Source organism: Sporosarcina ureilytica, assembly GCF_001753205.1.
GTDB lineage: Bacteria > Bacillota > Bacilli > Bacillales_A > Planococcaceae > Sporosarcina > Sporosarcina ureilytica.
The window spans coordinates 685,789-698,974 of the sequence record NZ_CP017560.1; the positions used below are offsets into that span (position 1 = coordinate 685,789).

Genomic DNA, 13,186 nt, shown 5'->3' on the forward strand with positions numbered 1-13,186 from the left:
ACGGGATAGGGGGACACTATGAAACATGAAGAGATGATTGCCAAAATCTTAAATAACATAGATCACGTGATGATTGGTAAAAGAAATATTGCGGAGTTGAGTATCACTGCGCTTCTTGCGGGTGGACATGTTCTCCTTGAAGATGTGCCAGGCGTTGGGAAAACGATGATGGTGAGGGCGTTAGCCAAGTCGATTGGTGCGGATTTTAAGCGAATTCAATTTACGCCGGATTTATTACCGTCGGACGTATTGGGTGTTTCTATATACAATCCGAAAGCAATGGAATTCGAATTTAGACCGGGGCCAATTATGGGGAATATTATTTTAGCGGATGAAATTAACCGGACGTCGCCAAAAACACAGTCCGCATTATTGGAAGGGTTGGAAGAGGCTTCTGTCACGATAGATGGGAAAACAATCCAACTAAAGCAACCCTTTTTTGTCATGGCTACACAAAACCCGATTGAATATGAAGGAACGTATCCATTACCTGAAGCCCAACTGGATCGATTTTTATTTAAATTAGAAATGGGCTATCCCGAAAAACGTGAAGAGATTGAAGTGCTTAGACGTGTCGAAAAAGAAGTCCCGATTGAAACGATTTCATCTGTTATTTCATTGGAGGAATTACAAGAAGTACAAAAGTCGGTGAAAAAAGTTGTCGTCAGCGATGCGATAAAAGATTACATTGTTTCTTGTGCAGCAGAAACAAGAGAAAATCCATTCGTTCATTTAGGGGTGAGTCCAAGAGGTTCTGTTGCACTCATGAAAGCTTGTCAAGCGTATGCTGTTTTGCGTGGAAGAAATTATGTCGTTCCAGATGATGTCCAATATTTAGTGCCTTTTGTTTTTGGTCATCGCATGATTCTGCGCCCAGAAGCGAAATATGAAGGTATTACAACAGAAGAAATCATTGAACGTATTTTAACGAAAGTACCAGTACCGATTGATAAGGTTACTTTGTAATGAAGCTACGTAAATCTGTCGCAAGTTTAGGGCGATTATTGTTTGTGCTGCTTATTTTAGTTAGCGCTTTTGTATTTGCGATGTTTCAAGGGGGCCTTGTCAGTTGGACAATCTTTTACGCAATCCTCCCGTTTATAATTTATTCAATCCTTCTCTTCCTCTATCCACTTTCAAATTTCAAAGCAAAACGGCAATTGGAAGTAACGCATCTTCAAAACGGAGAAAAATTAAGGGTGAAAATACGAATCAAGAGAAGTTTTCCTTTTCCACTTCTTTATACAGTTTTGGGGGATGAATGGATTGACGAAGGTAAGAAGAAAACGATTGAACAATTGAATAAAGTCCTCGTATTCGGTTGGAAAAGGGAACTGGAATGGGAATATAAGATTGACGAGATGCCGCGAGGAGAACATGTCGCACGTCATATTCAAGTTGAAGTGACTGATTTCTTTGGGTGGGTTCGGAAAAATAGATTGATTGCAACAAAAAATACAGTGTTGGTTTATCCACGAATGATGGACGTCGCTTACATGCCAATTGAATCGAAATATAACGGGGGACTTGCAACTTCCCCGTTTAATATCGTAAAAGATACAACGATGGTGACAGGTGTTCGAGATTATCAATTCGGCGACCGTGTCTCATGGATTCATTGGAAATCCTTTGCAAGAACCCAAACGTTAATGACAAAAGAATTTGATGATCGTAGTTCTCAGGATGTATTACTCGTTTTTGACAATCGCGCGTCCAATACATTCGAAGAACAAGTTGAATTTACTGCATCGATTATGCAAGAAGCAATAAAAGACCGGTCGACGATTCGTTTTTTACCGGTAGGACTGTCTGAACCGTTTTCTGCAATGCATTCGGAAGAGCAATTTAGACTGGTGCTTACTTATTTGGCAAAAATTCAACCCGTAAAAATAGAGAGCATCGTACCTTCTACGGAATTTAAAAAAGAAATTGATATGGGCGGCAATATCGTCATCATTACTGCACGGCCGACTTGGGATTTTCTTGAAGCAATGATTTCGAATGTGACAGGGAAAAGTACAATCATTTGTTTTGTTGTTATGAAAAATAAGGCTTCGTTAAAAGGTAATTTAGTAGAAGAAATTAAATATGCTCGCTCGAAAGGAATTATCGTTCATCCCATTGTAAAGCAACAGTTTTCCAAGGCGTTTAGAGAGGTGGCAAGACCATGAAAGAGATTCAGATGAATAAATGGCTGCTCGCTTTTCTTTATTTTTTGGTTTTTATTTTATTAAGAGAATGGTTGTTGCCGGTGATAGCACTCACTGACACTAGCTACTTGTCACTTTTTTTATTTTTCATAGGCATCGCCTTTATCTTAGCGCTTATGAAGGCGAAATGGTGGCTATCCATTCCGATTAAAGCGGTGTATATTTTTTGGGCTGTTCAATATATGTATGTAGGCACAATTACAATACCGATTAAGGCGATTCCACTCGTTTTTGGGGATATTGTTTCAAATGTGCCGCTTATCTTCAATGGAGAATGGGGTAAACTATCCAACACATTAAGAACAATCTTGTTTTTCCTTTTGCTTTGGATGATCACGTATTTGGTTAGCTATTGGCTTGAAGTGAAAAGAAGTATCTTACTATTTTACTTTAGTACGGTCGTTTTTATTGCGGCGGTAGATACATTTAGCACGTATTCCGCGGAGAGTTCTATTTTTATGATTATGGTTGTAGGTTTATTGTTACTAGGGATTCTTTCAATTTCCAAAATATCTGCTAGATACAAAGCGTTTATTTCCTTTCGGCAAATTACACAAGTTTCAATTCCACTCGTATTTGTGCTGATTTTGAGTGGTGTATTAATGACCTTTTCTCCGAAGTTGGCACCGATATGGGCAGATCCTGTTCCCTTTATCAAATCCATGGCTGAAGGTGGGGGCGACGGAAATGCGACCGTGTCTAAAAGTGGATATGACCCGAATGATGCGCAACTCGGCGGCCCTTTTTTGCCAGATGATTCTCTTGTATTTGAAGCGGCTGTCGCGAATAAACAATATTGGAAAGTAGAAACAAAAGACACGTATACATCAAAAGGATGGGAACAATCTAACGTTGAAACATCTTCTAATAAATATTTCCCAGGCGCTAAGATGACAGATGGAATGACTCAGCAACAGATAGAGGAATCCACCCCGAAATATGCAGGGATGACGATGGTTGAGAAGTTTCCATTTATTGTTTATCCATATGGCATGACGACTGTCCATACAGAGCAAGCAGTGACAATTATTCACCATGGAGCAGCAGGTAAATACCTAACTGATATTGAAGGAGAGAGCCGTTCACTCGATTTATATGACGTTGAGTTTGTAGAACAGGCTTATAGTTTGAAGCAATTGCGTGACACAAAAATGAGTGAATTACCAAGCATGAATGAGTTTTCGGCGTATTTGCAACTTCCGGATGAATTGCCTGACCGAGTACGGGAACTTGCGACATCGATTACAGAATCGAGTGAAAGCGTTTATGATAAAGCGAAAGCGGTCGAACGTTATTTTGGAAGAAATGGCTTCGTTTACGACCAGAAGAACGTCGCGGTGCCGAATGAAGAGGAGGATTACGTAGACCAATTTTTATTTGATACAAAAAGAGGGTATTGTGATAATTTTTCATCGTCTATGGTTGTCCTGCTCAGAACTTTGGATATTCCCGCTAGATGGGTAAAGGGATTTGCGCCGGGTGACCCTTCTCAAAATGATGAAGGTGAACGTGTTTATCGGGTTTCCAATAATGAGGCACATTCATGGGTTGAAGCGTATATGCCGGGTATTGGGTGGGTCCCTTTTGAGCCAACGATTGGTTTTAGCGGTGTGGCGGATATCGATTATGACATCGAGCTGAACTTAGATGATCCTGAAGTTCGTGAAATGCCTGAACAAAAACGCGAAGAACTTGAACGTGAAATCAAAGAGAAAGAAGCAAAGGAAAAGCGTACTACAACTGACCGTACTCTCCCAATCGCAATGAATGAATGGGTCAAAGACAATATTCGGTGGATGATGTTCGGCACAGCCATTCTATTCATAATTGGATGGTGGTTATATGTCAGTAGAAGACGTTGGATGCCAAAAATCATCATTCCACTCTATCGAGCTAAAGACGGGAACTGGCATTCATTTTCCAAGCAATATCGCAGTTTATTAAAGCAACTCGATCGGTTTGGATTAAAACGGGCACATGGCGAGACGTTGGCGGCATATGCTGAAAAAGTCGATCGGTACTTTGGTGGCAATCGAATGCAAAAATTGACAACTGTATACGAAAAAAGAATTTATGGAGAAATAAAGGAAAGTCAAGATTGGCAACGTTTACAGGAAATGTGGGAAGATTTAGTCTTAAAGACTTCTGATTGATTTTCTCAAACGTTAGCAGTAAAATTAAAAAATAAGAATTGCTTGAATTACAATCTTATTCAACATAAGAAATGCTGAAGCTGGACAATGATGTGGAAACAGCATTAACTGTTAATGATTTAAGCAAAAATAGAATGAGGTGGGATTTGTGTCAACCGCTCCTTTATTAATTGAACAAGAAAAGATTGTCATTATTGATTATGGAAGTACGTACAACCAACTTCTTACAAGAACGATTCGTGAACTTGGTGTGTATAGTGAACTTCATCCACATACGATCACGGCCGAAGAACTAAAGCAGATGAACGCGACTGGCATTATTTTGTCAGGAGGGCCTCTGTCAGTCAATGGAGAAGATGCTTACGGCATTGACCCGAATATTTTCTCGACAGGAATCCCGTTACTGGGCATTTGCTATGGTACACAATTAATTGTGAATCATTTTGGTGGGACGATAGAATTCTCCCCGGACCGTTCATATAAGGAGTCGGTAGTCACAATCGACACTTCGCGTAAACTGTTTCAGGGACAAGCTGAAAAGCAAACAGTGTGGCAAAGTGTTGGTGATACAATTACTGAAATACCTGAAGGATTCGATTCACTCGCGACAACAGAGGAAAATGAAGTCATTGCATTCGGTGATGATGCCCGTCAAGTGTATGGCATTATGTTCCATCCGGAAGTTGAGCAATCTGTAAATGGCCAAGACTTCTTGAAACACTTTATTTTTGAAGTGTGCGGAGTGGAAAGCGAATGGACGATGGCTAGTTTTGCTGAAATCGAGATTGAAAAAATCCGTGCTACAGTTGGCGATAAGAAAGTTCTATGTGCGCTAAGCGGTGGCGTTGACTCTTCAGTAGTTGCTGCACTCATCCACCGTGCGATTGGTGACCAGTTAACATGTATGTTTGTTGACCATGGACTCCTTCGAAAAGGTGAAGCGGAAAGTGTTGTTGAAACATTTGCTGACAAGTTTAATATGAACTTTATTAAAATCGATGCACAAGATCGTTTCTTAAATAAGCTGGAAGGTGTTTCCGATCCAGAAGAGAAACGCAAAATTATCGGGAATGAGTTCATTTACGTGTTTGATGATGAAGCTACAAAGCTAGAAGGTATTGACTTTTTAGCGCAAGGTACCCTTTATACAGATATTCTTGAAAGTGGAACATTAACTTCTCAAACGATTAAATCGCATCACAACGTTGGCGGGCTTCCAGAAGATATGGAGTTCCAATTAATTGAACCACTCGGCGCTCTATTCAAAGACGAAGTTCGTGCGCTAGGAACGGAATTAGGTTTACCTGACGAAATCGTTTGGCGTCAACCTTTCCCAGGACCAGGACTCGGTATTCGTGTACTTGGAGAAGTGACGAGAGAAAAGCTAGAAATGGTTCGAGAATCCGACGCGATTTTACGTGAGGAGATTCAAAAAGCAGGTCTAGAACGTGATATTTGGCAATATTTCACCGTGTTACCGAACATTCAAAGTGTTGGTGTGAAAAACGACCAAAGAACTTACGATTATGCAATTGGCATTCGTGCGGTAACATCTGTTGACGGCACAACATCCGACTGGGCAAAAATCCCATGGGATGTGCTTGAGAAAATTAGTGCTCGAATTACTTCTGAGGTACAGAACATTAACCGTGTACTCTTTGATGTGACGAGCAAGCCACCATCCACAATTGAGTGGGAATAAAAGTGAATATGGAGTCGTATAAAACCAGGAATATGGCCTGGAAGTTTCTACCGGAACACCTTAAATGTTCCGACTACGCAAGGTAAGTGTTTCCCGTCTATTTGATATAGTCGGATAAAAATCAACCAAGATTTGATTTCAATACTTAACTGTAATCATCATAGAAGGGGGGCCTCCCTTTCTATTTTGAAGTGGGAGCATATGGCGACAAAGCTATATGCTCTTTTTTTGTTTTGTTGGACTGAAAGACGGGTAAGCTTTGAAGAATAATCTCATGTCCAACGTTTTCAATCTTTGTGAAATAAATAATAGAAGGAAGTAAGATTATGAGAAAGTATTTTCAATTTGAAGAGTTAGGTACAAATTATCGCAAGGAAATCATCGGTGGACTCACAACCTTTTTGGCGATGGCCTATATTTTAGTTGTTAACCCACTCATGTTGTCATTAGATGGCGTGGAAGGTATTCCGGACGCAATGCGGATGGATAAAGGGGCAGTATTTGTTGCGACAGCTCTTGCCGCGGCAGTAGGTTCATTGTTTATGGGCTTTATTGCAAGATACCCAATTGCATTGGCACCAGGTATGGGATTAAACGCCTTTTTTGCATTCACAGTCGTGTTAGGGTATGGCGTGCCATGGCCAACAGCTTTAACAGGTGTTCTTTTTTCAGGACTTATTTTTATTGTATTGTCTTTAACAGGTTTACGCGAAACGATTATTAATGCGATTCCAGCACAACTTAAATATGCGGTTGGTGCAGGGATTGGTTTGTTTATTACATTTTTAGGGTTTCAAAATGCAAACATTATTGTAGGGGATCCGAATACACTTGTTGCACTTGGTGACTTAACTCAGGGAACAACTTTATTAGCTATTTTTGGACTTGTGATTACAGTAATTATGATGGTTCGAAAAATTAATGGTGCAATTTTCTATGGAATGATTGCAACGACGGTATTAGGAATGATTGTAGGGCTTATCGGGCTACCAGAAAAGGTTGTCTCTGGAATTCCGAGTGTTGCGCCAACATTTGGTGCTGCGTTTGAAGCAATATTCCAGGACCCATCTTCATTATTTACAGCTCAATTCTTAGTCATTGTTATTACCTTTCTATTTGTAGACTTCTTTGATACTGCAGGTACACTTGTAGCAGTTGCAAATCAAGCAGGCCTTATGAAAGATGATAAATTGCCACGTGCAGGAAAAGCATTGCTTTCAGATTCACTTGCTACTGTGACAGGCGCTGTTTTCGGAACATCGACAACGACTTCCTATATTGAATCATCTTCAGGTGTAGCCGCGGGAGCGCGCACTGGTTTCGCATCGGTAGTAACGGGCTGTCTCTTTTTACTTGCACTCTTTTTCTCGCCATTGTTAATGGTCGTGACAAGCGAAGTAACCGCTCCAGCATTAATTATTGTCGGTGTGCTAATGGTTTCTTCATTAGGAAATATTGAATGGAAAAGTTTTGAAATTGCAGTTCCGGCATTTTTCACGATTATTAGTATGCCGCTTAGCTATAGTATCGCGACGGGTATTGCCATTGGATTTATCTTCTATCCAATCACAATGATTCTAAGTGGAAGAAGAAATGAAGTTCATCCGATTATGTATGGATTATGGGTTATTTTTATTCTCTACTTTATATTCATTAAATAACGTCATTAGGAATCACTAAAGCCACTCGATTAGATCGAGTGGCTTTAAATTTTCTATTAAAAGAATTTGGATGTATATAAGAATGGTTTCTTAGAATGACAATAATGGTATTCTAATTACTATATAATGAAGGAACGTAAAATAGTCCATATAATAAATGGTTCTCATTTAGATGGATCGAACATTATGAATGTACATGATGCGGTATTTATAGAAGAGTTCATCCAATCCTTTCTGCTATTTAATAAAGCTTTCGACAAAGTTCAACAAAAGTGTTGACATTATCTTTTATGTGCGGTATATTAAATATCCGGCAAACGAAACCGACGTAATCAAACAACTTGAGTTAAAAAAGTTATAAAAAGTTGTTGACGACTAACGGGGCGTCTGCTATAATAAGAAATGCGCCAAAGAAAGGTGCAATTATCAATATCGCCAATTCGAATAACTGAAACGACGAAAAAGAAGTTCTGAAAAAAGTCGTTGACATGTTACTTCGAGATATGATATGATGTAAAAGTTGCTTCGGGAGTTACCGAAGTCACCAGAAGGGCTTGCGAAAGTTTCTTCTATAATATGAACCTTGAAAACTGAACAGCAAAACGTCAAGATATAACAGCCTCAAATCAACTTGTTGGTTTGTAGGAAACGAATCTTCGGATTCAATTGGACATCTTATAGATGCCAGCAAAGAAATCGAGCTAATCGAATTTCTCTATTATGGAGAGTTTGATCCTGGCTCAGGACGAACGCTGGCGGCGTGCCTAATACATGCAAGTCGAGCGAACGAGGAAGAAACTTGTTTCTTCCTTTGTTAGCGGCGGATGGGTGAGTAACACGTGGGCAACCTGCCCTGTAGTTGGGGATAACTCCGGGAAACCGGGGCTAATACCGAATAATTAGTTCCTTCGCATGAAGGAACTCTGAAAGACGGCTATGCTGTCACTACGGGATGGGCCCGCGGCGCATTAGCTAGTTGGTGAGGTAACGGCTTACCAAGGCGACGATGCGTAGCCGACCTGAGAGGGTGATCGGCCACACTGGGACTGAGACACGGCCCAGACTCCTACGGGAGGCAGCAGTAGGGAATCTTCCACAATGGACGAAAGTCTGATGGAGCAACGCCGCGTGAGCGAAGAAGGTTTTCGGATCGTAAAGCTCTGTTGTGAGGGAAGAATAAGTATAGGAGTAACTGCCTGTACCTTGACGGTACCTCATTAGAAAGCCACGGCTAACTACGTGCCAGCAGCCGCGGTAATACGTAGGTGGCAAGCGTTGTCCGGAATTATTGGGCGTAAAGCGCGCGCAGGCGGCCTTTTAAGTCTGATGTGAAAGCCCACGGCTTAACCGTGGAAGGTCATTGGAAACTGGAAGGCTTGAGTACAGAAGAGGAAAGCGGAATTCCACGTGTAGCGGTGAAATGCGTAGAGATGTGGAGGAACACCAGTGGCGAAGGCGGCTTTCTGGTCTGTAACTGACGCTGAGGCGCGAAAGCATGGGGAGCAAACAGGATTAGATACCCTGGTAGTCCATGCCGTAAACGATGAGTGCTAAGTGTTAGGGGGTTTCCGCCCCTTAGTGCTGGAGCAAACGCATTAAGCACTCCGCCTGGGGAGTACGGCCGCAAGGCTGAAACTCAAAGGAATTGACGGGGACCCGCACAAGCGGTGGAGCATGTGGTTTAATTCGAAGCTACGCGAAGAACCTTACCAGGTCTTGACATCCCGCTGACCGGTATAGAGATATACCTTTCCCTTCGGGGACAGCGGTGACAGGTGGTGCATGGTTGTCGTCAGCTCGTGTCGTGAGATGTTGGGTTAAGTCCCGTAACGAGCGCAACCCTTGACCTTAGTTGCCAGCATTCAGTTGGGCACTCTAAGGTGACTGCCGGTGACAAACCGGAGGAAGGTGGGGATGACGTCAAATCATCATGCCCCTTATGACCTGGGCTACACACGTGCTACAATGGACGGTACAGAGGGTTGCCAACCCGCGAGGGGGAGCTAATCCCATAAAACCGTTCCCAGTTCGGATTGCAGGCTGCAACTCGCCTGCATGAAGCAGGAATCGCTAGTAATCGTGGATCAGCATGCCACGGTGAATACGTTCCCGGGTCTTGTACACACCGCCCGTCACACCACGAGAGTTTGTAACACCCGAAGTCGGTGGGGTAACCCTTTTGGGAGCCAGCCGCCGAAGGTGGGACAGATGATTGGGGTGAAGTCGTAACAAGGTAGCCGTATCGGAAGGTGCGGCTGGATCACCTCCTTTCTAAGGATATTTAACGGAATGAAGAGAAAGTTCTCTTCAACTTGACGTTTTGCGTTCAGTTTTGAGGGTTCATTAACATGAACTTTCATTACTTGTTCTTTGAAAACTGGATAAAACGACATTGAAATAAACACAAATGTAGTAATGTATGAATCAATTGTTGTATATCGCTATACAGCATTGGTTTTAAGGTTAAGTTAGAAAGGGCGCACGGCGGATGCCTTGGCACTAGGAGCCTATGAAGGACGGCACTAACACCGATATGCTCTGGGGAGCTGTAAGTAAGCTTTGATCCAGAGATTTCCGAATGGGGAAACCCACTGTTCGTAATGGAGCAGTACATATACGTGAATACATAGCGTATATGAGGCACACCCGGAGAACTGAAACATCTAAGTACCCGGAGGAAGAGAAAGAAAATCGATTCCCTGAGTAGCGGCGAGCGAAACGGGAACAGCCCAAACCAGGAAGCTTGCTTCCTGGGGTTGTAGGACACTCTATACGGAGTTACAAAGGAATGCATTAGATGAAGCGACCTGGAAAGGTCTGCCATAGTGGGTAATAGCCCCGTAATCAAAAGTGTATTCTCTCTAGAGTGCATCCTGAGTACGACGGAACACGTGAAATTCCGTCGGAATCCGGGAGGACCATCTCCCAAGGCTAAATACTTCCTAGTGACCGATAGTGAACCAGTACCGTGAGGGAAAGGTGAAAAGCACCCCGGAAGGGGAGTGAAATAGATCCTGAAACCGTGTGCCTACAAGTAGTCAGAGCTCGATGCTGTTTCTTCGGAAATAAGCTGAGTGATGGCGTGCCTTTTGTAGAATGAACCGGCGAGTTACTGATTACATGCAAGGTTAAGCAGAGAATGCGGAGCCGCAGCGAAAGCGAGTCTGAATAGGGCGTTTTAGTATGTAGTCGTAGACCCGAAACCAGGTGATCTACCCATGTCCAGGGTGAAGGTAAGGTAACACTTACTGGAGGCCCGAACCCACGTATGTTGAAAAATGCGGGGATGAGGTGTGGGTAGCGGTGAAATTCCAATCGAACCTGGAGATAGCTGGTTCTCTCCGAAATAGCTTTAGGGCTAGCCTCAAACGTTAGAATCTCGGAGGTAGAGCACTGTTTGGACTAGGGGCCCATCCCGGGTTACCGAATTCAGACAAACTCCGAATGCCGATGATTTTTGTTTGGGAGTCAGACTGCGGGTGATAAGATTCGTAGTCGAGAGGGAAACAACCCAGACCACCAGTTAAGGTCCCCAAGTATTCGTTAAGTGGAAAAGGATGTGGCGTTGCCCAGACAACCAGGATGTTGGCTTAGAAGCAGCCACCATTTAAAGAGTGCGTAATAGCTCACTGGTCGAGTGGCGCTGCGCCGAAAATGTACCGGGGCTAAACGAATCACCGAAACTGTGGATTGACACCTTTGGTGTCAGTGGTAGGAGAGCGTTCTAGGGGCGTCGAAGCTAGACTGTAAGGACTAGTGGAGCGCCTAGAAGTGAGAATGCCGGTATGAGTAGCGAAAGAAGGGTGAGAATCCCTTCCACCGAATGCCTAAGGTTTCCTGAGGAAGGCTCGTCCGCTCAGGGTTAGTCGGGACCTAAGTCGAGGCCGAAAGGCGTAGACGATGGATAACAGGTTGATATTCCTGTACCACCTCCCCGCCGTTTGAGTAATGGGGGGACGCAGTAGGATAGGGTGAGCGCACGGTTGGTAATGTGCGTCTAAGCAGTGAGGTGTGAAACGAGGCAAATCCCGTTTCTATAACATTGAGCTGTGATAGCAAGGGGAATTTTCCCCGGAGTCCCTGATTTCACGCTGCCAAGAAAAGCCTCTAACGAGGCGGGAGGTGCCCGTACCGCAAACCGACACAGGTAGGCGAGGAGAGAATCCTAAGGTGATCGAGAGAACTCTCGTTAAGGAACTCGGCAAAATGACCCCGTAACTTCGGGAGAAGGGGTGCTCTGATAGGGTGTTAAAGCCCGAGAGAGCCGCAGTGAATAGGCCCAGGCGACTGTTTAGCAAAAACACAGGTCTCTGCAAAACCGTAAGGTGACGTATAGGGGCTGACGCCTGCCCGGTGCTGGAAGGTTAAGGGGAGAGGTTAGCGCAAGCGAAGCTTTGAACCGAAGCCCCAGTAAACGGCGGCCGTAACTATAACGGTCCTAAGGTAGCGAAATTCCTTGTCGGGTAAGTTCCGACCCGCACGAAAGGCGTAACGATCTGGGCACTGTCTCAACGAGAGACTCGGTGAAATTATAGTACCTGTGAAGATGCAGGTTACCCGCGACAGGACGGAAAGACCCCGTGGAGCTTTACTGCAACCTGATATTGAATTCTGATGCAGTCTGTACAGGATAGGTAGGAGCCTTTGAAACCGGAGCGCCAGCTTCGGTGGAGGCATTGGTGGGATACTACCCTGACTGTATTGGAATTCTAACCCATGCCCCTTAGCGGGGTAGGAGACAGTGTCAGGCGGGCAGTTTGACTGGGGCGGTCGCCTCCTAAAGAGTAACGGAGGCGCCCAAAGGTTCCCTCAGAATGGTTGGACATCATTCGTAGAGTGCAAAGGCATAAGGGAGCTTGACTGCGAGACCTACAAGTCGAGCAGGGTCGAAAGACGGGCTTAGTGATCCGGTGGTTCCGCATGGAAGGGCCATCGCTCAACGGATAAAAGCTACCCCGGGGATAACAGGCTTATCTCTCCCAAGAGTTCACATCGACGGGGAGGTTTGGCACCTCGATGTCGGCTCATCGCATCCTGGGGCTGTAGTCGGTCCCAAGGGTTGGGCTGTTCGCCCATTAAAGCGGTACGCGAGCTGGGTTCAGAACGTCGTGAGACAGTTCGGTCCCTATCCGTCGCGGGCGCAGGAAATTTGAGAGGAGCTGTCCTTAGTACGAGAGGACCGGGATGGACATACCGCTGGTGTACCAGTTGTCTTGCCAAAGGCATAGCTGGGTAGCTACGTATGGACGGGATAAATGCTGAAAGCATCTAAGCATGAAGCCCCCCTCAAGATGAGATTTCCCATTACGTAAGTAAGTAAAATCCCTCAAAGATGATGAGGTTGATAGGTCCGAGGTGGAAGCATGGCGACATGTGCAGCTGACGGATACTAATCGATTGAGGACTTATCCTTAAATACATGACAGTTTGTGTCTTTCAATGTTTTGTTTATCCAGTTTT

General features: G+C 44.0%; 5 protein-coding genes, 2 rRNA genes and 1 riboswitch. All 7 genes read left to right on the plus strand.

From position 1 onward, the window contains the following. Window positions 1–18 precede the first annotated feature (18 nt). Complete coding sequence (locus tag BI350_RS03515) at window positions 19–966, plus strand: AAA family ATPase (RefSeq protein WP_075526868.1); 948 nt, start codon at window positions 19–21, stop codon at window positions 964–966. Then, window positions 966–2,171, plus strand: coding sequence for a DUF58 domain-containing protein (locus BI350_RS03520; protein WP_075526869.1), 1,206 nt, complete (start codon window positions 966–968; stop codon window positions 2,169–2,171). The genes BI350_RS03515 and BI350_RS03520 overlap by 1 nt, the downstream gene beginning before the upstream one ends. After that, window positions 2,168–4,363 carry a DUF4129 domain-containing transglutaminase family protein gene (locus BI350_RS03525; RefSeq protein WP_075526870.1) on the plus strand — a complete coding sequence of 732 codons (2,196 nt, stop codon included), beginning with the start codon at window positions 2,168–2,170 and terminating at the stop codon, window positions 4,361–4,363. Before BI350_RS03520 ends, BI350_RS03525 begins: the two co-directional genes overlap by 4 nt. A gap of 148 nt (window positions 4,364–4,511) precedes the next feature. Next, window positions 4,512–6,065, plus strand: coding sequence for a glutamine-hydrolyzing GMP synthase (gene guaA / locus BI350_RS03530; protein WP_075526871.1), 1,554 nt, complete (start codon window positions 4,512–4,514; stop codon window positions 6,063–6,065). After that, a riboswitch (purine riboswitch) is annotated at window positions 6,060–6,158 on the plus strand. It overlaps the preceding gene by 6 nt. 233 nt (window positions 6,159–6,391) lie before the next feature. After that, window positions 6,392–7,726: an NCS2 family permease gene (locus BI350_RS03535; RefSeq protein ID WP_075526872.1), complete on the plus strand. Its 1,335-nt coding sequence runs from the start codon at window positions 6,392–6,394 to the stop codon at window positions 7,724–7,726. Window positions 7,727–8,443: 717 nt separating this feature from the next. Further along, window positions 8,444–9,997 (plus strand): 16S ribosomal RNA (locus BI350_RS03540). Between the two features lie 190 nt (window positions 9,998–10,187). Beyond that, window positions 10,188–13,139: ribosomal RNA gene (locus tag BI350_RS03545) — 23S ribosomal RNA — on the plus strand. The 16S and 23S rRNA genes sit together here, the layout of an rRNA operon. Window positions 13,140–13,186 lie beyond the last annotated feature (47 nt).